Raw genomic sequence first — 20,575 nt, 5'->3', positions numbered from 1 at the left:
TTTCGTGTGTATCAGCTGGCTGTGCTGTAGCGCCGGACACCCGATTCAACAGCAGGAATCTGCGCCGCCGTGCTGCCGGACGCCTGGAACAGCACCAGGTGTTCAGCCGCGACACGAATGCCCACATCCGCCCCGACCTGGCGATCGACATGGCTCGGGAAGATCGACTCCAACTGCGCGCCTGTCGGCAGCTGCAAGCGATACAGGGTCGAAGCCCCCAGGAACGTCTTGCCGGCGATTCGTGCCTTCAGTGCGCTGTCCGGTGCGTAGACGATATCGTCCGGACGCAGCAGCACGTCCACGGCACCGCCTACCGGCCAGGTGTAGGCCCGGTTGCCGCGCAGCTCACCCAGCTCGGTTTGCACCGACTCCGGGCTGCTCAACTGACCGCGAATGAAATAGCCCTGGCCGATGAAGCTGGCTACAAAGGGCGTCAGTGGTTCGTGATACAGGTTGTAGGGCGTATCCCACTGTTCCAGTCGACCTTCCTTGAACACGCCAACGTGGTCGCTGACCGCGAAGGCTTCTTCCTGGTCGTGTGTCACCAGAATCGCGCTGGTGCCACGGGCCTTGAGGATGTCGCGTACTTCATGGCTGAGCTTGCGGCGCAATTCGCCATCGAGGTTGGAGAACGGCTCGTCGAGCAACAGCAGTTGCGGTTCCGGCGCCAGTGCGCGGGCCAGGGCGACACGTTGCTGCTGCCCACCGGAAAGCTCGTGGGGGAAACGCTTGCCGAGGTTCTTCAGGTTGACCAGTTCCAGCAGTTCTTCGGTGACGCGATCCTTTTGCGGATGCTTGCGAATGCCGAAGGCGATGTTGTCGGCCACGCTCAAGTGCGGGAACAGCGCGTAGTCCTGGAATACCATGCCGATGCGGCGTTTCTCCGGGGCGAGGGTGAAGCCGGCGCTGGAGATGGTCTCGCCGGCCAGCTGGATTTCGCCTTCGTGTACCGGTTCGAAACCGGCAATAGCCCGCAGAGTGGTGGTCTTGCCGCAGCCGGAAGAGCCCAGCAGGCAACCGATGTCACCGGCGTTCAAATGCAGGTTCAGGTTCTGCACCACGCGTTGGTCTTGATAGCCGCAGGCGAGGTTGCGCAGGTTAAGCAGTAATGGCTGGCTCATGCGTGGTGATACGCCGGTTCGACGAGGAACTCGAGCAGGGCTTTTTGCGCATGCAGGCGGTTTTCCGCTTGATCCCAGGCCACCGAGCGTTTGTCGTCGAGCAGGTCGACGCTGATTTCCTCGCCACGGTGCGCCGGCAGGCAGTGCATGAACAGCACGTCGTCAGCGGCCAGGTCGAGCAGGGCGCGGTTGACCTGGAACGGTGCGAACAGTTGCAGGCGCTTGGCGGTTTCCTCTTCCTGGCCCATGGAGGTCCAGACGTCGGTGCTCACCAGGTGTGCACCGCGCACGGCGTCTTTCGGGTCGCGAACGATGGAGACCCGATCGCCGGCCTTGGCCAGGAACACCGGGTTGGGCTCGTAGCCTTCCGGGCAGGCAACGCGCAACTGGAAGTCGAACTGGATCGCCGCTTCTATATAGCTGTTGCACATGTTGTTGCCATCACCGATCCAGGCCACGGTCTTGCCCTGGATGGAGCCACGGTGTTCGAGGAAGGTCTGCATGTCGGCCAGCAACTGGCACGGGTGCAGGTCATCGGACAGGCCATTGATCACCGGTACGCGGGAGTTGGCGGCGAATTCGGTCAGGTTGCTGTGGGCAAAGGTACGGATCATCACGGCGTCGAGCATGCTCGACATGACGATGGCACAGTCGCCGATCGGCTCGCCACGGCCCAGTTGGGTGTCGCGTGGCGACAGGAAGATCGCCTGGCCGCCGAGCTGGATCATGCCGGCCTCAAAGGAGATTCGGGTGCGGGTCGAGGATTTCTCGAAAATCATCCCCAGGACGCGGTTTTTCAGAGGCTCGAACAGTACGCCGCGGTTACGCAGGTCCTTGAGCTCAACGCCTCGACGGATCACGCTGACCAGCTCTTCGGGCGTGCAATCCATCAGGGAGAGAAAGTGCCTTGCGCTCATCATTGACTACCTTTTTGCTACAAACCGCAGATGCTCAAAGCCTTGTTTGACGGAACAACGGGCGAGACCTGCGGCGTAAGCCGCACGGGGCGACGAAATAGGGGAAGGCGCGATCTTATAATTAAATGTCGCGTCTTACCAATAGGGCTACGGTTTTTAGGGAGTTTCAGAGGTGCTACGGGTTCACCGAGGTAGCGCTTTTGAAGCCTGTTTCCTGAAAACAGCAGTTCATTTGTACACCGGCCTCTCGGGGCTTGGCAATCAGGCGGGGCAGCAATGGTGCGCTGACAGTCGGTTTCTGACCTGTCATTCATCCCTGCCAGGCTCGAAGGGCACGGGCGCCTGATCAGTGTGCATGGCCCCCCAAGAACCGATTGAATTCCTTCAGCAAATCCACATGCAGGCGCCGCCCAGGCTGCCTTCGAACTGGACTCTGGCGGCTATCGGCTGGCCTGATGACCCTCGATTCACAAGACGAACGTCGCTGGCGCGGTGACGGGGCAGGCGCCATAGTTTTGCTTCCGTGGCCAACGTTGCCCGCCCATAACAAGACAGAGACTGGCCATGACCAAGACTCTCCATCATCGTGCATGCCATTTGTGCGAAGCCATCTGCGGCCTGACCATCGAAACCACCGGGGTCGAAGGCGGTAACGTCCAGATCACATCGATCAAGGGTGACCCCCAGGATACGTTCAGCCGTGGGCACATCTGCCCCAAAGCCGTGGCCCTGCAAGACATCCAGAACGATCCGGATCGCCTGCATCAGCCGATGCAGCGGGTGGGCAATGAATGGCAGCCCATCGAGTGGGACGCGGCATTCAACCTGGTGGCCGAGCGTCTGGCGGCGATTCAGGAGCGTCATGGGCAAAACGCCGTGGCGGTCTATCAAGGCAACCCGAGCGTGCACAATTACGGGCTGATGACCCACAGCAATTACTTCCTCGGCCTGCTGAAAACCCGCAACCGGTTTTCCGCGACGTCGGTCGATCAATTGCCCCATCACCTGACCAGCCATTTGATGTACGGCCACGGTTTGTTGCTCCCGATCCCGGACATCGATCACACCGATTTCATGCTGATCCTGGGTGGCAACCCGCTGGCTTCGAACGGCAGCATCATGACCGTGCCGGATGTGGAAAAACGCTTGAAGGCGATACAGGCCCGGGGTGGCAAAGTGGTGGTGGTCGACCCTCGCCGCAGTGAAACGGCGGCGATTGCCGATCAGCACCTGTTTGTGCGCCCGGGCGGTGATGCCGCGTTGTTGTTCGGGTTGCTCAACACCTTGTTCGCTGAGGGTCTGACCCGCGACAGCCATCTGCCGGTAGACGGTCTGGAGGACGTGCGGGAGGCCGTCGCGCCGTTCACCGCCGAGGCCATGAGTCCGTTGTGCGCCGTACCCGCCGAACAGATCCGCCAATTGGCGCGAGACTTCGCCGCGGCGCCCTCGGCTGTCTGCTATGGCCGCATGGGCGTCTCGACCCAAGCCTTCGGAACACTTTGTCACTGGGCGGTGCAGTTGATCAATCTGGTCACCGGCAACCTCGACCGCGTAGGGGGGGCCTTGTGCACCGAGCCGGCGGTGGACCTGGTGGCGACGACTTCGGGCGGGCATTTCAATCTGTGGCAGAGCCGGGTTTCCGGGCGCCCGGAATACGCCGGAGAGCTGCCAGTCTCTGCACTGGCCGAAGAAATGCTCACCGAAGGAGACGGGCAAGTCCGGGCGCTGATCACCGTGGCGGGCAATCCGGTGCTGTCCACGCCCAATGGCCGAAAACTCGAGCAGGCACTGGACGGGCTGGATTTCATGGTCAGCATCGACCTGTACATCAATGAAACCACGCGCTACGCCGACCTGATCCTGCCGTCCACATCGGCGCTGGAAAACGATCATTACGACACCACATTCAACCTGTTCGCGGTGCGTAACGTCAGCCGTTTCAACCGCGCAATCCTCGCCAAACCCAAAGGTGCACTGCACGACTGGGAGATCTTCGTCGGGCTGGCCAAGGCGTTTGCCGCCAGGACCGGCAAAGCGTTGAAGCCGACCATCGCCCCGGCGCAAATGATCGATCGCGGCCTGCGCATGGGGATGTACGGCGACACTTCAGAGTTCAAGCTGTCATTGGCGACTTTGTTCGATCATCCCCATGGTGTCGATCTGGGGGCGCTCAAGCCCAACCTGGCACCACGCCTGAAAACTGCCAATCAACGTATCCAGGCCGCGCCGGCGGCGATTCTCGCTGACCTGGCGCGCTTCGCAGCCTTGAAGGCGCCGGCCGCCGACGAGCTGTTGATGATTGGCCGCCGGCATGTACGCAGCAACAACTCATGGATGCATAACTATCATCGGTTGGTGAAGGGCAAGCCTCGACACCAGTTGCTGATGCATCCGGACGATCTGGCCAGTCGCGGGCTCAGTGACGGGCAACGTGTTCGGGTCAGTTCGCGGGTGGGTGTGATTGAGGTCGAAGTGCTGGGCAGTCTTGATATGATGAAAGGCGTGGTCAGCCTGCCGCACGGCTGGGGCCACGCGCGGCCGGGCGTGCAAATGTCGATTGCCAGCAGCCAGCCGGGCTCCAGCGCCAATGACCTGACCGACGAATGCCGGATTGACGAACTGTCGGGAAATGCCGCGCTCAATGGCGTGCCAGTGACCGTGGCGGCGGCTTGAATCAGTCTGACGGAGAGACCGAGCAGGGCGCTCGGCTTTCCGTTACAATGCGCCACCGTGCCGACCCATGAGTCGGAAAGTTCAGCCGAGGTGCTCCATGGATATCATCGAAACGATTAAAGAGCAGATTGCCAACAACACCATTCTGCTTTACATGAAAGGCTCGCCAAATGCCCCGCAGTGCGGCTTCTCCGCGAAAGCTGCACAGGCCGTGATGGCGTGTGGTGAAAAGTTTGCGTACGTGGACATCCTGCAGAACCCGGAAATCCGCGCCAACCTGCCAAAATACGCCAACTGGCCAACCTTCCCGCAACTGTGGGTTGCCGGTGAGCTGGTCGGCGGTAGCGACATCATGACTGAAATGGCCGCTGACGGTTCGCTGCAGAGCCTGATCAAGGACGCCGCCGCCAAGGCCGCTGCTCCAAAGACCGAGGCCTGATTCGCTTCCTGTAGGAGCGAGCTTGCTCGCGATGGACTAAAGAACGCCGCGGGGAACCAGATTTTCCGCGTTATCGTTGACCACCATCGCGAGCAAGCTCGCTCCTACAACAACGGCAGGCACAAAAAAGCCCCGCCACTCGAAAGAGGGCGGGGCTTTTTATTGCATCGAAATTAATGGCCTGGAACTTACTCGTCTTCACCCATCTGCGATTGCAGATAGTTTTCGATACCGATCTTGTCGATCAGGCCCAACTGGGTTTCCAGCCAGTCGATATGTTCTTCTTCGGACTCGAGGATATCTTCAAGCAGCTCACGGCTGCCGAAGTCGCCAACTGTTTCGCAATGCGCGATGGCTACCTTGAGGTCGGCATGGCCGGTTTTCTCGATACGCAGGTCGCACTCGAGCATTTCCTTGGTGTGTTCGCCGATGTGCAGCTTGCCCAGGTCCTGGACGTTCGGCAGGCCTTCAAGGAACAGGATGCGCTTGATCAGCTTGTCCGCGTGCTTCATCTCGTCGATGGACTCGTGGTACTCGTGTTTGCCGAGCTTGTTCAGGCCCCAATCTTCGTACATGCGCGCATGCAGGAAGTATTGATTGATCGCGACCAGCTCATTGGCAAGGATCTTGTTGAGATGCTGGATGACTGTAACGTCGCCTTTCATGATGGGGTCCTGTCCTGTATTAGCTGTCAATAGAACAGAGTTTGAGCCGCGTATTTAATAGTGTCAAACCTAAGTTATTGAAACTTAAATGAAAATTAATCGGAATAAGAATGTTTGTGTTCCGCGTCTAGAGCATAACTAGTTGATTTTGAGACATAAAAAAACCGGACATATGTCCGGTTCTTTGAAAATCGATACTTAAGCGGCTGTAAATTCTGCTGGATAGGGAATTGCAGCCTGGGCCGTTTGCAGTTTGGTCAGGGTCTCACGGACCACTTCCTTGGCGAGGCAGGCACATTTGCCGCATTGACTGGCAACGCCGGTCGCTACGCGGACTTCCTTGTAGCTGCAGCATCCTTCATAGATCGCATCGCGGATTTGACCGTCGGTGACGCCAGTGCAGAGGCAGACATACATAAGGAAGGACCGTCGCTGATTGTGACTCAATTGCGATGGATCTTAATGTTAACGAGAATGATTGTCAAAGTGGTTTCAGAGTACTTTTCGTCATAAGCGGGGAGTGGCTGACGAACGGTCAATATGGCAAACCGGCGATACAAAACCGTCGGGGATTTCATCGTACCGGGAAAAAACAGCTAAGCCAGCTCAAACACGCGGTGTATGATGGCCGGTCTTTTGCGACCGGGGTTCGTGTCACAGGGCTGTCGCCTCAGGGTGGCAGGCTGATGCGAACCCTGTTTCTCACGCTATTACACCAGGAGATATCCAATGAGCGTACTCGTAGGCAAACAAGCCCCTGACTTCACCGTACCGGCCGTACTCGGCAATGGCGAGATCGTTGACAGCTTCACCCTGTCTTCGGCGATCAAAGGCAAATACGGCCTGGTGTTCTTCTACCCGCTGGACTTCACCTTCGTTTGCCCGTCCGAGCTGATCGCTCTGGACAACCGCATGTCCGAGTTCAAGGCGCGCAACGTTGAAGTGGTCGCCGTATCGATCGACTCGCACTTCACCCACAACGCCTGGCGCAACACCCCGGTCAACAATGGCGGTATCGGCGAAGTTCGCTACACCATGGCTGCCGACATCAAGCAGGAAATCATGAAGGCCTACGACGTCCAGTCCGCTGATGGCGTAGCGTTCCGTGGCGCGTTCCTGATCGACGACAAAGGCGTTGTCCGTTCGCAGATCATCAACGACCTGCCGCTGGGCCGTAACATGGAAGAGCTGCTGCGTCTGGTCGACGCTCTGCAATTCCACGAAGAGCACGGCGAAGTCTGCCCTGCCAACTGGAAGAAAGGCGACAAAGGCATGAACGCTTCGCCAGAAGGCGTTGCGGCTTACCTGACCGAGCACGCTGCCGCTCTGTAAGGCGCACGCTGCAGGTAAAAAAAACCGGCCATCGAGGCCGGTTTTTTTATGCGCGGAAATAAATCTGCGACTGAAATCCCTGTAGGAGCGAGCTTGCTCGCGATGGACTCAAGAACTCCGCGGGGTGTCAGGTTCCCCGCGTCTTCGTTCACGACCATCGCGAGCAGGCTCGCTCCTACAGAAATCCATCAATCGTTGAAGTCTTCCCAGCCACCCATCTGTTTCCAGCGATTGACGATGCCGCAGAACAGCTCTGCCGTCTTTTCGGTGTCGTAGCGGGCCGAGTGGGCCTCGCGACCGTCGAAGTCGATGTCCGCTGCCTGGCACGCCTTGGCCAGCACGGTCTGGCCGTATGCCAGGCCCGCGAGTGTCGCGGTATCGAAACTGGAGAACGGATGGAACGGATTGCGCTTCATGTCCAGGCGCGCAACCGCCGCATTCAGGAAGCCCAGGTCGAAGCTGCTGTTATGCCCGACCAGGATCGCCCGTTTGCAACCGTTGGCCTTGAGTGCCTTGCGCACTCCGCGGAAGATATCGTTGAGAGCAGACTCTTCACTCACGGCCATGCGCAGCGGGTGATCGAGCTTGATCCCGGTGAATTCCAGGGCGGCCGCTTCGATGTTCGCGCCTTCGAATGGCTCGACCCGGAAGAAGTAGGTGTGATCCGGGTAGACAAAACCCTTTTCATCCATGGCGATGGTGGTCGCGGCGATTTCCAGCAGGGCGTCGGTGGCGGAGTTGAAGCCACCGGTTTCTACGTCGACGACAACCGGCAGGTAACCACGAAACCGTGCGGCCATTGGATGACGGGAACCGCCACCGCCGCCATTGCCTTCCAGTTCGTCGTCGAAATGGTCTTCACTCACGCGTGTTCCTCCAGCAGGCGCCAGCGCAGTTTTTCACCGGCGCGCAGCGGGATAACGGTCAGCTCGCCAAACGGCAGGCTGGCAGGGGCGGTCCATTCTTCGCGGACCAGGGTGATGCGATCGGTGTTGGCCGGCAGGCCATAGAAACGCGGGCCGTTGAGGCTGGCGAAGGCTTCGAGCTTGTCCAGCGCATTGCGCTGTTCGAACGCTTCGGCGTACATCTCGATCGCCGCATAAGCGGTATAGCAGCCGGCGCAACCACAAGCGGCTTCCTTGGCGTGCTGGGCGTGGGGGGCCGAGTCGGTGCCGAGGAAGAATTTTTCGCTGCCGCTGGTGGCGGCGTCGAGCAGGGCTTCCTGGTGCGTATTGCGCTTGAGGATCGGCAGGCAGTAGAAATGCGGCCGAATCCCGCCCACCAGCATGTGGTTGCGGTTGTACAGCAGGTGATGCGCGGTGATGGTCGCGCCAACGTTGGCCGAAGCCGAGTTGACGAACTGCACGGCATCAGCGGTGGTGATGTGTTCGAACACCACCTTGAGGGTCGGGAAACGCTCGACCACACGACGCATGTGCTCGTCGATGAAGATTTTTTCGCGGTCGAACACGTCGACATCGCCACGGGTGACTTCGCCGTGGATCAGCAACGGCATCCCGACTTCGGCCATGGCCTCGAGTGCAGGGAAAATCTTGTCGATGCTGGTAACACCAGAGTCCGAGTTGGTGGTTGCGCCGGCCGGGTACAGCTTGGCGGCGTGCACGAATCCGCTGGCCTTGGCCTCACGGATCTCTTCAGGCTGGGTGCGGTCGGTCAGGTACAGGACCATCAGCGGTTCGAACGGGCTGCCGGCCGGGCGGGCAGCGAGAATCCGCTGGCGATAGCCGTCGGCTTCGGCCGCGTTGCGCACCGGTGGAACCAGGTTGGGCATGATGATGGCGCGGCCAAAGGTGCGCGCGACATCCGCGACGGTATTGGTCAACACGGCACCATCGCGAAGATGAATGTGCCAGTCGTCGGGACGCAGCAGGGTCAGGCGGTCGGACATGAGGGGATTCCAGGCGGGTCAAACTCAAGGGAATGCTACCGGAAAAGACTCTTGCAGGCACTCGCTATCAAGTTTTGCCGCAAGCTTCCGATATCCAACAGGTATGCCGTAAACATGTGTGTGTCGGTCTTTTTGTTGTAGAAGCCAGTGGAGCCTCCCGTGCGCCAGCGTTATTTAGCCTTGCTCAGTGTGTTTGCCAGCCTTCCCGCGATGGCGCTCACTTTTCAGACCCGCCTGGAGAGCATTGAGTGGACGGTCGAAGGCGACAAGTTCGAATGCCGCCTGACGCAGCCGATTACCGACTTCGGTTCGGGGGAGTTCGTGCGCAAGGCCGGTGAGCAGGCAACGTTCCGTCTGAAAGCCTATAACCCGATGATGGGCGGAGGTTCGGCGACCTTGCTGGCCGCTGCCGCACCGTGGCAACCGGGGCGTGACGATATCAATCTGGGCACGGTGAGAATCGGCAGCGGCAACGTGATGTTCAACAGTTCACAGGTGCAGGCCGGACGCCTGATCAGCGGTCTGATGGACGGTCGCAGCCCGGTGGTTCGCCATTCCTCGGGAGATGGCCGGGTGTCGGAAGTGCGCTTGCTGCCGGTCAGGTTCACCAGGGCGTTTGCCGATTATCAAAGCTGCGTGGCCAAACTGTTGCCGCAGAACTTCGAGCAGGTGAAACAATCCCAAATCGGCTTCCCTGGCGGCGGGATCGAGCTCGACAGTGCCGCGAAAGCCAAGCTGCAGGTCATGCTGGAGTACATGAAGGCTGATCCGACGGTCAATCACATCGAGCTCGACGGTCACTCCGACAACAGCGGCAACCGCCTGACCAATCGCGACCTGTCGCGGCGCCGGGTCCTGGCAGTGATGGAGTTCTTCAAGGCCAACGGCATCCAGGAGTCGCAAATCACCCTGCGTTTCCATGGCGAACGTTATCCGCTGGCGCCCAATACCAACAACGCCAACCGTGCGAAGAACCGTCGGGTAGCGGTACGCCTTGAGCGGGCAGCGCCCGCGGAACAAGTTGCCCCGCAAGCGACGAAAGCGGCCACTTCGGCAACTTCCTGACCCTTTAGTCATCGTCGCGCTCTCGACAGATTCTGTCGCTTGGTCGTCATAAGCTGTCGCGCCTCTGTAAATTATCCTGCATGAGCGGTAGACTTCACGGCTTTCCGTAGAACCCCGTGGAGTGATGGCATGGCGGACGTAAACAAGGTCGTTCTGGCGTATTCCGGCGGCCTGGACACTTCGGTGATCCTCAAGTGGCTGCAGGATACTTATAACTGTGAAGTGGTGACCTTCACCGCTGACCTGGGTCAGGGCGAAGAGGTCGAACCTGCACGCGCCAAGGCTCAGGCCATGGGCGTCAAAGAGATCTACATCGACGACTTGCGCGAAGAGTTCGTGCGCGATTTCGTTTTCCCGATGTTCCGCGCCAACACCGTTTACGAAGGCGAGTACCTGCTGGGTACTTCCATCGCTCGTCCGCTGATCGCCAAGCGCCTGATCGAAATCGCCAACGAAACCGGCGCTGACGCCATTTCCCATGGCGCCACCGGCAAGGGCAACGACCAGGTTCGTTTCGAATTGGGCGCGTACGCCTTGAAACCTGGCGTGAAAGTGATTGCTCCCTGGCGCGAATGGGACCTGCTGTCCCGTGAAAAGCTGATGGACTACGCCGCGAAGCACGCGATCCCGATCGAGCGTCACGGCAAGAAGAAATCCCCGTACTCCATGGATGCCAACCTGCTGCACATCTCCTATGAAGGCGGCGTGCTGGAAGACACCTGGACCGAGCACGAAGAAGACATGTGGCGCTGGACCGTTTCCCCGGAAAACGCTCCAGACAAGCCGCAGTACCTGGAGCTGACCTACCGCAACGGCGACATCGTCGCGCTGGACGGCGTCGAAATGACCCCGGCCACCGTGCTGGCGACCCTGAACCGTATCGGTGGCGAGCACGGTATCGGCCGTCTCGATATCGTCGAGAACCGCTATGTGGGCATGAAGTCCCGTGGCTGCTATGAAACCCCTGGCGGCACCATCATGCTGCGTGCCCACCGTGCGATCGAATCGATCACCCTGGACCGCGAAGTGGCTCACCTCAAAGACGAGTTGATGCCCAAGTACGCCAGCCTGATCTACACCGGCTACTGGTGGAGCCCTGAGCGTCTGATGCTGCAACAGATGATCGATGCGTCCCAGGTCAATGTGAACGGCGTTGTGCGCCTGAAACTGTACAAGGGCAATGTGATCGTCACTGGCCGCAAGTCCGATGACTCGCTGTTCGATGCCAACATCGCTACTTTCGAAGAAGATGGCGGCGCGTACAACCAGGCGGATGCTGCGGGCTTCATCAAGCTCAACGCCCTGCGCATGCGCATTGCGGCGAACAAAGGCCGGAAGCTGTTCTGAGACCTTTGAACTCGTGATGGATACCTGACCTCGTCCTCGACGAGGTCAGGTACCTGAATATGGGGGGGGATGCCAGGTACTGCGTTGTCGGGTGTATTCGTAGCCACTGACGGTTTCCTGTCTTTCTCCTTCCGATGGTCTGTCCTGCTCTACGCATTGTTGTTTGCCGGTTGTCCGGCTTGATCAATGACCGTCAACCTTTGCGAGACGGGATCGTAGGCAATGTAAAAGGCAGAGCAGTGTTTCCTGGTCTGTCTGGAATGTTTGAGCGCACTGGCCTTCAGTAAAGTCTCTGAAATGGCACTGGTGACAAACACAATCACGTACGCCATCTTTCCCCGTGGCTTCTGGATTTTTTCCAGCAGCGTTTCAAATTCGACCTCCTTGTTCATGCCGCGTGTATCAACGATGCACAGGTCTTTTACAAATTCCGGTAACTGAAGTTGATGCTGAGCGAAGACGGTGCTGTGCAGACCAATTTCCGTTGGCGGGTCCTGTGCACCGCAAGGCGACCGAGCTGGCTGCTGGCCATTGGTTGGCGTTTCCATAGCGGGATTCGCGGACGACTTCCCGGACGCTTTTTTTTCCGACCGCCCGGCATCTTCCATCGCCTTCATGAAATGTTTTCCCTTTTCAAAGTCGGAAGGCGCATACAGTGACCGGTAGTTGAAGTTGAGTGTCGCAAAAAAAAGCAAAAGTAAATAAAACGGAAAGCTGATCAGAAACCAGACATAGAGTTCTCTTTCCTCTTCGTCAAGGAAGGGGAGAGATACGGCGGCCGAAGTTTCAGAGAGAGTTGCGAATATCGCAATGATTGTCATTGGGTTGGTGATTATCTTTCTGCCATGTTCTGTACTCATGTTGAATTCCCATTTTTTGAGTGTTTTTTTGAAGTCTGTTTGATGTGGCTGTTTTGGATTTTTTGATGGTTGCTGGTGGTGCTTTAATGATTACTCAAAAAATATAATTCGCTGTAAGAGTAATTGGATGTCTGGTGTGTGATATTTCTGGTGTGAGTGTTGAGTACGAAAATATAAGTTGCGTTCTGGCGCAGAAGTAAATATTTGTGTTTGTCAGGGCCAGGTTGTTCACGCTGGCTTCTGGAAAATTCTGGTTGTAAATCGATAGGGCCGATTGCTGAAAACTGCGCCACCATGACGCTGATACAGTTTTCAATTCATTCCGCTCGAGGGATTTTTGTAGGAGAAATCCGTGTTGTTTGTAGGGTATGTCTCTTGGTGTGGGTGGTTGGAAGGGGCGACATGCCATGGGTGAAACGACTAGGCTATTGTGCGGGCTCTAAAAATTCGAACAGCGAAAATTGGACTTGCCCATGAATAAAGTGCTGATCGTGGATGATCACCCCGTCATTCGTCTTGCGGTACGTATGCTAATGGAACGTCATGGCTACGAAGTTATTGCAGAAACCGATAATGGTGTGGATGCACTGCAACTAGCTCGTGAACTTACGCCGGATATTGTCATTCTGGATATCGGGATTCCGAAGCTGGACGGATTGGAAGTCATCGCGCGTTTGTCTTCGACCTCAATGCCGATGAAAGTGCTGATCCTGACTTCCCAGGCGCCGGGGCATTTTTCCATGCGTTGCATGCAATCCGGTGCGGCCGGTTATGTCTGCAAACAACAAGATCTGACGGAGTTGCTCAGTGCAATAAAGGCCGTATTGTCAGGCTACAGTTACTTTCCCAATCAAGCCTTGCATACCGTGCGTTGCAGTTTGGGGAACGCCAGTGAGGCCGACATGGTTGATCGGTTGTCGGGGCGGGAAATGATGGTCCTGCAGCAGTTGGCCAGAGGGAAGACCAATAAGGAAATTGCCGATGGGATGTTTCTCAGTAATAAAACAGTCAGTACCTACAAGACCCGCCTGTTGCTCAAGCTCAATGCAAGGTCCTTGGTCGATTTGATCGAGCTGGCACAACGCAACGGTCTGGTGTGATGGCGTATCTTTGCGACAAGGGGCGTTTGTTGAAGTATGGCACTCAAAAAAAAAGCCTCCGTTTCGGGAGGCTTTCAGGTGTCATAAGTCAAAATCGTAGTCGGCCAATTGCTTTTGCAGTCGGCGCTCCTCCAGCAGATTGTCGATGGTGCGGCGTTTGCTCAGATTAGTTTTCGCTACTTCAACCACCGGCTCGGCGTCATCGGTTTCGGCGGTGGTGAAGTCGTCTTCTACGTCCAATTGCTCTTTGCCAGTACTCATTTAATTGCTCCAGGCTAAGAAGGCCTTTGGCGCTCCTTATATCGACAATCTCCCGGCGGGTAAAAAAGATTTTTTCAATCGATAATTCAATAATCCCAATAGCGCCTCAATCGTCGGAGGTTTTGTGCTTGTATTCGCACAAGTCCTCGATCCGGCAGCTTCCGCATCGGGGCTTGCGGGCGAGGCAGACATAGCGGCCGTGAAGGATCAGCCAGTGATGGGAGTCGAGCAGGTACTCCCTGGGCACGAATTTCATCAGTTTTTTCTCGACTTCCACCACATTCTTGCCGGGCGCGATGCCGGTGCGGTTACTGACCCTGAATATATGCGTGTCGACAGCCATGGTCAGCTGACGGAATGCCGTATTGAGTACCACATTGGCGGTTTTGCGGCCGACGCCGGGCAGGGCTTCCAGCTCTTCGCGGGTTTGCGGCACTTCGCCGGCATGGCGCTCGACCAGCAAGCGGCAGGTTTCGATCACGTTTTTCGCTTTGCTGTTGTACAGGCCGATGGTCTTGATGTACTCCGACAGTCCCTCGACACCCAGGGCATGGATCGCTGCCGGGGTATTGGCGACCGGGAACAGTTTGGCGGTGGCCTTGTTGACGCCGACGTCGGTCGACTGCGCCGAGAGAATCACGGCAATCAGCAATTCGAACGGTGAGGAATAGGCCAGTTCGGTCTTGGGTTCCGGGTTGTCTTCGTGCAGTCTGCGGAAAATTTCCAGACGTTTTGCGGCATTCATGGGCAGTGCGTTTCCTCGTAGGCAATCAATGTGTGGGGTTGGGGCGCCAGGCCTGCCAGGCGGCGATCAGCAGTCCGAGCAGAATGAACCCGCCAGGGACCAATGTGGCCAGGCGCAGACCACCATCGGCCACCAGCACCCAGCCTTGCCAGTCAGTTTGCGTTGCACCGGACAGCCACGATAGTCGGTTTCCAAGGGTTGCTCTGCCGATGAGTTCGCGCAACAGGCCCATAGCGATCATCAACGTGACAAACAAGCCACTGAGTCGCAGGCGCTGGCGCCAGCTGTTCTGAAAGAACCCGGTGTGTTCCAGTACGACGCACTGCAAGGCGATCATGGCGCCATAAAACCCCAGATGCTGCTGCCATTGCAGCGACCAGACTTGTGCCGTGAGCTCCGCGCAACTGGTGAGCGTGGCGGCCAACAGAACGCTGGCCGGCAAGCGGGCAGCCGGGACCAGTCGGGATCGCAGGGCGCCCATGGCCGGGCTGAACAACCAGGTCACCACCATGAACATCAGGCACAGGCCAAGTGCGGCCATCAGCGAGTGGGTGGCACCGGTCAGCGGCGTCAGCATCAGGGCGTTGCGCAGAGCCGATGAGTTATCCATGGGCAGGGTTCCCGAGCAGTTGTTGCCGGTGTTCATCAAAGTAGCGCAAGGCATCGTGCACGGCATTGATCACTGCTCTTGAGGTGATGGTCGCGCCTGCGATCTGATCGAACTGCCCCTGATCCTTTTTCAGCGCCCAACCGCTGTCACCGGGCTCTGTTCGGGATTTTCCGGAAAAAATCTGCAGCCAGCCATTGGGCCAGTCGGCGATCCGTGCCCCCAGCCCAGGTGTTTCCGACTGTTTGAGGGTTTTGACACCCAGCAACCTGCCATTGGCATCGACAGCGATCAGTAGCTCAATGGCACCGGTGTAGCCGAGGGTTTGACTGCGCAGCAACACGGCGACGGGTTGGTCGCCCCGGGTCGCCAGATAGCCACCCAGCAAGGTGCTGTTTGCCAGGGTGGTTGTTTCGATCCTGATGGGGTGGTCGAGTGGTTGATTGTCGTAGCTGTCTGACGGTAGCAGGTCCAGCAGATTCCGGCTGTCGAGCAGACGCTGTTCGGCTGCAATGCGCGGCGCGCTGCCGAGTTGCACGAAGTACGTCACGCCCATGCCCAGTGCGGCCAAAAACACCAGAAGCGTGATGCTTGATGCCCGGCTCATGACACCTCCGGCTGTTGTCTGGCCGCCACGAACCGCTCCAGCGCCGGCACACACAGGTTCATCATCAACACTGCAAAGGCGATGCCGTCCGGATAGCCGCCCCAGGTACGAATCAGATAGGTCAGGAGCCCGACGCCGACACCGAACAGCAGTTTTGCTCCAGGGCTTCTGGCGCCGGATACCGGTTCGGTGATGATAAAGAACGCCCCGAGCATGGTTGCACCGGTCAGCAGGTGGAACAGCGGCGAGCCATGGGAGTCGGAACCCGACCCGTTCCAGCACAACAGGCTGATGACGAACAGGCTGGCCAGCATGCCGACCGGTGCATGCCAGCTGATCACCCTTCGTTGCAGGAGAAACATTCCGCCCGCCAGAAACGCCAGGTTGACCCACTCCACACCGCGTCCACCGTAGTGGCCGAATGCCGGATTGCCGGCAAACAGTTCATCCATGGTCAGGCTTTTGTTGACCCGCAGGCTGTCCAGTGCCGTGGCCTGCACCCACGCATCCGGTGCCTGGCGGACACCGAACACTTGCTGCAAGCCACTCAACAGGTCCATGCCATGGGGCGATGGCCAATGGGTCATGGGTTGGGGAAAGGCCACCAGCACCAAAGCAAACCCGAGCATCGCCGGGTTGAAGGGATTTGAGCCGACGCCGCCATACAGGTGCTTGCCAAAGATCATCGCAAAGGCTGTAGCACTAAGGGGCAGCCACCATGGGCAGTAAGGCGGCAGCGCCAGAGCCAGCAAGGTGGCACTGACCAGCGCGCTACCGTCACTCAGGGTTGGCCTCAGCGGTTGCTTGCGCCATTGCACGACGGCAGCTTCAACGGCCAGCGCAGCAGCGGCCGCCAGAACCAGGTTGATCAACACGCCCCAGCCGTATAGCCAGAACGCGGCGAGCACTCCCGGCAGCACGGCCAGCAGCACCAGCTTCATGGCCTGCTGCAGGCGCTCATCAACGGTTTCAAGGGCTGGCATGGGCGTTCACCTGGCGTTCGGCTTCGCCGAGTGCGCGCTCCAGGGCTTCGATTTGCTCCGCCGGTGCTTCGTTGGCCTGAGCCTTCTTGAGTTCGGCACGGCGCATGGCCAACTGGATCTTGGCCCGTTTCAGATCGGCATCATTTGACGACACCGTTGCGACTGTCGGCTCAGGGGCTGGTGGCGCGGCGCTTTCCAGTTGCACCAGGTTTTGTTCGGCGTCTTCGAACTGCTGCTGCAGGACGATCAACTGCGATTGCTGTTCGAAGGTCGGTGGGTGTCCGAAGGCTTTCAACGATTTATGCAGCTGTGCCCGACTCATCGCCACATCGATCTTCGCCTTTTTCAGCGCGGCATCGGCAGTGGCGGCTTTCTGTGCGCGGACTCGCTCGAGGGCAGCCTGTACCGGGTCGACTGCCGCTTCGCTAGGTTGCGTGGCACGTTGCCGGGCCTGGCGTTCGGCGATTTTCTGCTGCTCTTCGCGCTGCAAGCGCGCATTGCGCTGTTCAAAGCGGCGCCGCGCGTGATCGCGCTTGAGGGCTCGGGCCTGCTGCGCTTGCGGTGTGAGGGCCAGCCCCCCGACAACCGGCAATACCGTGTCCAGCGGCAGCGGACGCATTTCGATGCAGTCCACCGGGCACGGTGCTACGCAGAGGTCGCAACCGGTGCATTCATCAATGATCACCGTGTGCATCAGTTTGGCCGCCCCAACGATGGCATCGACCGGGCAGGCCTGAATGCACTTGGTGCAACCGATACACTCGGCTTCGCGGATATAGGCAATCTGCGCAGGTGCCGAACCGCGAGTGATGTCCAGTTCCAGCACCGGTACCTTCAGTAACTCGGCCAGGGCCGCGATGGTTTCGTTGCCGCCGGGTGGGCACTTGTTGATCGGCTCGCCACTGGCAATGCCTTCGGCGTACGGTTTGCACCCGGGGTGGCCGCATTTACCGCATTGGGTTTGCGGCAAGAGTGCGTCGATGCTTTGAATCAGACTCATGTTTTGATCAATCCGCTGAATCCGAGAAAAACCACTGCGATCAGGCCGGCACCGATCAGGTCGATCGGCAGGCCACGAAAGGGCAGGGGCACATCGTTGTCGGCCGTGCGTTCACGCAAATCAGTGAACAGGCTCAACACCAGCCAGAAACCCAACCCGGCACCCAGGCTCAAGGCTGTGGCGTGAAACAAGCCTTTGTCCTCCTGAACATTGAGCAAGGCCACGCCGAGTACGCCGGCATTGCCCAACAGCAACGGCCAGAGGCCTTCGAACGACAGTGTCGAAAACACCCGCGCCAGCAGCTTCAGCAACGGGCCGATCAGCAATACGCTCAATGGCAGAAACACAAACAGACGCAGCGCCGTCAATTGCAGCGGCATCAGCAGCCAGTGATAGAGCGCGTAGCCGAGCATGCCCACGATCAGCATCAGGCACGTCGTCGCAATGCCCAAGGCATGGACCTGACGGCGCTGGCCGGCCAACAGCGGATCGACGCCCAGCGGCCAGTGCAACACGAGGTTGTTGATCAGGGCTGCACTGATAAGCGTAAGCAGAATTTCGGTCATTGTTCGTGCCGGCAGTTTTGTAGGAGCGAGCTTGCTCGCGATGGACTCAAGAGCGCTGCGTTCAATCTATGGACACGCGTAATCGTTAACGACCATCGCGAGCGAGCTCGCTCCTACAGGAGACGCTCTAAAAAGCGTAGGCATTATCCGGCAAGGCGGGAGGGTGGGCCAGACATGAAAATCCCACAGTCGCGCCAGGCACGACTGTGGGATCGATTTGCCGCGGATCTTACTTGATGCGCTGACCCGGCTTGGCGCCGCTGTCAGGGCTGAGCAGGTAGATCTCTTCACCGCCAGGACCGGCTGCCATCACCATGCCTTCGGAGATGCCGAACTTCATTTTCCGTGGCTTGAGGTTGGCGATCATCATGGTCAGGCGGCCATCGAGTTTGGACGGATCCGGGTAGGCACTCTTGATCCCGGAGAACACGTTACGTTGCTCGTCACCGATATCGAGGGTCAGGCGCAACAGCTTGTCGGCGCCTTCCACGTGTTCGGCCTTGACGATCAGCGCGACGCGCAAATCGACTGCCGCGAAGGTGTCGAACTCGATTTCCGGCGACAGAGGATCCTTGGCCAGTTCGCCATTGCCGGCAGGTGCGGCTTCGCCGGTGTCGGTCTGGCTGGCGGTCAGGTCTTCTTTCGAGGCGTCGGTCATGGCTTGTACCTTGACCGGGTCGATGCGGGTCATCAGCGGCTTGAACTCGTTCAACTGATGGTTGGCGAGCAAGGTCGCGTGATCGTTCCAGGTCAGCGGTGCGACGTTGAGGAACGCCTCGGCGTCGGCGGCCAGCAGCGGTAGCACAGGCTTGAGGAAGATCACCAACTGGCGGAACAGGTTGACGCCGGTGGCGCAGATCGCCTGGACTTCATCCTGCTTGCCTTCCTGCTTGTTCAGCGACCACGGAGCCTTGTCGGCGATCCAGGCGTTGGCGCGGTCGGCCAGGCCCATGATCTCGCGCATGGCGCGGGCGAAGTCGCGGGCTTCGTAGGCATCGGCAATGCCTGGCGCGGCGGCCAGGAATGCTTCGGTCAGCTCAGGCGCGGCGTTGGTGTCGACCATCACGCCGGCATTGCCTTTGTGAATGAATCCGGCACAACGGCTGGCGATGTTGACGACCTTGCCCACCAGGTCGGAGTTGACCTTCTGCACGAAGTCCTCGAGGTTCAGGTCGAGGTCGTCGACGCCACGGCCGAGCTTGGACGCGTAGTAATAGCGCAGGTATTCCGGCGACAGGTGGTCCAGGTAGGTGCGGGCCTTGATGAAGGTGCCACGGGACTTGGACATCTTCTGGCCGTTGACGGTCAGGTAGCCGTGCACGTTGATCCCGGTCGGCTTGCGGTAGCCGGCGCCTTCGAGCATGGCTGGCCAGAACAGGGCGTGGAAGTTGACGATGTCCTTGCCGATGAAGTGGTACAGCTCGGCGGTGGAGTCCTTGCCCCAGAACGCGTCGAAGTCCAGTTCCGGCGTGCGGTTGCACAGGTTCTTGAAGCTGGCCATGTAGCCGATCGGCGCATCCAGCCATACGTAGAAGTACTTGCCCGGCTCGTCGGGGATCTCGAAACCGAAGTACGGCGCATCGCGGGAGATGTCCCACTGTTGCAGGCCGGCATCCAGCCATTCGGCGATCTTGTTGGCCACGGCATCCTGCAGGGTGCCGCTGCGGGTCCAGGTTTGCAGCATGGCCTGGAAGTCCGGCAGCTTGAAGAAGAAGTGCTGGGAGTCCTTGAGCACCGGGGTGGCGCCGGAGATCGCCGACTTCGGATCCTTCAGGTCGGTTGGCGCGTAGGTCGCGCCGCATTTTTCGCAGTTGTCGCCGTACTGGTCTTCGGTGCCGCATTTCGGGCAGGTGCCCTTGATGAAGCGGTCGGCCAGGAACATTTTCTTTTCCGGGTCGAAATACTGGGTGATCGAGCGCGTGGCGATGTGCCCGGCGTCACGCAGTTTCAGGTAGATCTGGCTCGACAGCTCACGGTTTTCTTCGGCGTGAGTGGAGTGGAAATTGTCGAAGTCGACCAGGAACTCGGCAAAGTCGGCGCTGTGTTCAGCCTGGACGTTGGCGATCAGTTGTTCCGGGGTGATGCCTTCCTTTTCCGCGCGCAGCATGATCGCCGAACCGTGGGCGTCGTCGGCGCAGACATAGATGCATTGATTGCCGCGGTGCTTCTGGAAGCGCACCCACATATCGGTCTGGATGTATTCCAGCATGTGGCCAAGATGGATCGAACCATTGGCATAGGGCAGGGCGCTGGTGACGAGGATCTTGCGTGGCTCGGACATGGGGCTCGGCTACTTGATGAAACGGAGGTCGGCCACTATAAAGCGCCGGCGCATATTTTTCACCCTGTGAGCCTGTTTCATTGGATGAGTAACAGGG

21 protein-coding genes are annotated in these 20,575 nt (G+C 58.8%); 6 read left to right on the top strand and 15 right to left on the bottom strand.

Features of this window, described 5'->3' with window-relative positions:
* Positions 1 to 11: 11 nt before the first annotated feature.
* The gene (locus tag BSF40_RS13340; protein WP_095965469.1) at positions 12 to 1,121 is read right to left on the bottom strand and encodes an ABC transporter ATP-binding protein; all 1,110 of its coding nucleotides are present in this window, start codon (positions 1,119 to 1,121) and stop codon (positions 12 to 14) included.
* Positions 1,118 to 2,038 (bottom strand): ornithine carbamoyltransferase, encoded by a 921-nt coding sequence (gene argF, locus BSF40_RS13335; protein ID WP_033047492.1) that lies wholly within the window; start codon positions 2,036 to 2,038, stop codon positions 1,118 to 1,120. Before argF ends, BSF40_RS13340 begins: the two co-directional genes overlap by 4 nt.
* A 564-nt stretch (positions 2,039 to 2,602) precedes the next feature.
* Between argF and BSF40_RS13330 the strand changes: the two genes are divergently transcribed.
* Positions 2,603 to 4,711: a molybdopterin oxidoreductase family protein gene (locus tag BSF40_RS13330; RefSeq protein ID WP_095965468.1), complete on the top strand. Its 2,109-nt coding sequence runs from the start codon at positions 2,603 to 2,605 to the stop codon at positions 4,709 to 4,711.
* A 97-nt stretch (positions 4,712 to 4,808) separates the two neighbouring features.
* Positions 4,809 to 5,150, top strand: coding sequence for a Grx4 family monothiol glutaredoxin (gene grxD, locus BSF40_RS13325; RefSeq protein WP_007971318.1), 342 nt, complete (start codon positions 4,809 to 4,811; stop codon positions 5,148 to 5,150).
* A 188-nt stretch (positions 5,151 to 5,338) separates the two neighbouring features.
* Here grxD and bfr read toward each other — a convergent pair whose 3' ends face one another.
* Positions 5,339 to 5,815: a bacterioferritin gene (gene bfr / locus BSF40_RS13320; protein WP_007985870.1), complete on the bottom strand. Its 477-nt coding sequence runs from the start codon at positions 5,813 to 5,815 to the stop codon at positions 5,339 to 5,341.
* Positions 5,816 to 6,013: 198 nt separating this feature from the next.
* Positions 6,014 to 6,232, bottom strand: coding sequence for a bacterioferritin-associated ferredoxin (locus BSF40_RS13315; protein WP_007985869.1), 219 nt, complete (start codon positions 6,230 to 6,232; stop codon positions 6,014 to 6,016).
* Between the two features lie 312 nt (positions 6,233 to 6,544).
* Here BSF40_RS13315 and BSF40_RS13310 point away from each other — a divergent pair, with 312 nt between their 5' ends.
* Positions 6,545 to 7,147 (top strand): peroxiredoxin, encoded by a 603-nt coding sequence (locus BSF40_RS13310; protein ID WP_007971324.1) that lies wholly within the window; start codon positions 6,545 to 6,547, stop codon positions 7,145 to 7,147.
* Positions 7,148 to 7,335: 188 nt separating this feature from the next.
* On the opposite strand, the gene rnt is transcribed toward BSF40_RS13310, so the two are convergent.
* Positions 7,336 to 8,013, bottom strand: coding sequence for a ribonuclease T (rnt, locus tag BSF40_RS13300; RefSeq protein ID WP_007972317.1), 678 nt, complete (start codon positions 8,011 to 8,013; stop codon positions 7,336 to 7,338).
* Entirely contained in the window at positions 8,010 to 9,056 is a 1,047-nt protein-coding gene (gene pyrC, locus BSF40_RS13295; RefSeq protein WP_015096688.1) for a dihydroorotase, read from the bottom strand. Before pyrC ends, rnt begins: the two co-directional genes overlap by 4 nt.
* 159 nt (positions 9,057 to 9,215) lie before the next feature.
* On the opposite strand from pyrC, the gene BSF40_RS13290 reads away from it, so the two are divergent.
* Positions 9,216 to 10,121: an OmpA family protein gene (locus BSF40_RS13290; RefSeq protein WP_095965466.1), complete on the top strand. Its 906-nt coding sequence runs from the start codon at positions 9,216 to 9,218 to the stop codon at positions 10,119 to 10,121.
* A gap of 129 nt (positions 10,122 to 10,250) precedes the next feature.
* A complete protein-coding gene (locus tag BSF40_RS13285) occupies positions 10,251 to 11,468 on the top strand; it encodes an argininosuccinate synthase (RefSeq protein WP_007972320.1) in 1,218 nt (405 codons plus the stop codon).
* A 149-nt stretch (positions 11,469 to 11,617) separates the two neighbouring features.
* Here BSF40_RS13285 and BSF40_RS13280 read toward each other — a convergent pair whose 3' ends face one another.
* The gene (locus BSF40_RS13280; RefSeq protein ID WP_095965465.1) at positions 11,618 to 12,328 is read right to left on the bottom strand and encodes a hypothetical protein; all 711 of its coding nucleotides are present in this window, start codon (positions 12,326 to 12,328) and stop codon (positions 11,618 to 11,620) included.
* 473 nt (positions 12,329 to 12,801) lie between these two features.
* On the opposite strand from BSF40_RS13280, the gene BSF40_RS13275 reads away from it, so the two are divergent.
* Positions 12,802 to 13,428: a response regulator transcription factor gene (locus tag BSF40_RS13275; RefSeq protein WP_007972324.1), complete on the top strand. Its 627-nt coding sequence runs from the start codon at positions 12,802 to 12,804 to the stop codon at positions 13,426 to 13,428.
* A gap of 81 nt (positions 13,429 to 13,509) precedes the next feature.
* Here the strand turns inward: BSF40_RS13275 and BSF40_RS13270 are convergent, their stop codons facing one another.
* The 8 genes from BSF40_RS13270 to metG all read right to left on the bottom strand — a co-directional run bounded on the left by BSF40_RS13270 (position 13,510) and on the right by metG (position 20,478).
* Positions 13,510 to 13,689, bottom strand: a complete 180-nt coding sequence (locus BSF40_RS13270) for a PA3496 family putative envelope integrity protein (RefSeq protein ID WP_007972325.1) — start codon at positions 13,687 to 13,689, stop codon at positions 13,510 to 13,512.
* A gap of 106 nt (positions 13,690 to 13,795) precedes the next feature.
* Positions 13,796 to 14,434: an endonuclease III gene (gene nth / locus BSF40_RS13265; protein ID WP_007972326.1), complete on the bottom strand. Its 639-nt coding sequence runs from the start codon at positions 14,432 to 14,434 to the stop codon at positions 13,796 to 13,798.
* A 25-nt stretch (positions 14,435 to 14,459) separates the two neighbouring features.
* Complete coding sequence (locus BSF40_RS13260; protein WP_095965464.1) at positions 14,460 to 15,044, bottom strand: Rnf-Nqr domain containing protein; 585 nt, start codon at positions 15,042 to 15,044, stop codon at positions 14,460 to 14,462.
* Positions 15,037 to 15,648 carry an RnfABCDGE type electron transport complex subunit G gene (locus BSF40_RS13255; RefSeq protein WP_095965463.1) on the bottom strand — a complete coding sequence of 204 codons (612 nt, stop codon included), beginning with the start codon at positions 15,646 to 15,648 and terminating at the stop codon, positions 15,037 to 15,039. The genes BSF40_RS13260 and BSF40_RS13255 overlap by 8 nt, the downstream gene beginning before the upstream one ends.
* On the bottom strand, positions 15,645 to 16,631 hold the full coding sequence (locus BSF40_RS13250; RefSeq protein WP_095965462.1) for an RnfABCDGE type electron transport complex subunit D: 987 nt from the start codon (positions 16,629 to 16,631) through the stop codon (positions 15,645 to 15,647). Before BSF40_RS13250 ends, BSF40_RS13255 begins: the two co-directional genes overlap by 4 nt.
* Positions 16,618 to 17,631, bottom strand: a complete 1,014-nt coding sequence (gene rsxB, locus BSF40_RS13245) for an electron transport complex subunit RsxB (RefSeq protein WP_095965461.1) — start codon at positions 17,629 to 17,631, stop codon at positions 16,618 to 16,620. Before rsxB ends, BSF40_RS13250 begins: the two co-directional genes overlap by 14 nt.
* Positions 17,628 to 18,197: an electron transport complex protein RnfA gene (locus tag BSF40_RS13240; RefSeq protein WP_095965460.1), complete on the bottom strand. Its 570-nt coding sequence runs from the start codon at positions 18,195 to 18,197 to the stop codon at positions 17,628 to 17,630. Before BSF40_RS13240 ends, rsxB begins: the two co-directional genes overlap by 4 nt.
* A 229-nt stretch (positions 18,198 to 18,426) precedes the next feature.
* Positions 18,427 to 20,478: a methionine--tRNA ligase gene (gene metG / locus BSF40_RS13235; protein WP_095965459.1), complete on the bottom strand. Its 2,052-nt coding sequence runs from the start codon at positions 20,476 to 20,478 to the stop codon at positions 18,427 to 18,429.
* Between the last annotated feature and the right edge of the window lie 97 nt (positions 20,479 to 20,575).

Origin of the sequence: Pseudomonas sp. ACN5, from assembly GCF_002303975.1 — a bacterium.
In the GTDB taxonomy this organism is placed as follows: Bacteria; Pseudomonadota; Gammaproteobacteria; order Pseudomonadales; family Pseudomonadaceae; genus Aquipseudomonas; species Aquipseudomonas laurylsulfatiphila.
Note: the sequence above shows the minus strand (reverse complement) of the source record. Positions and strands in the feature narration are given on the sequence as shown.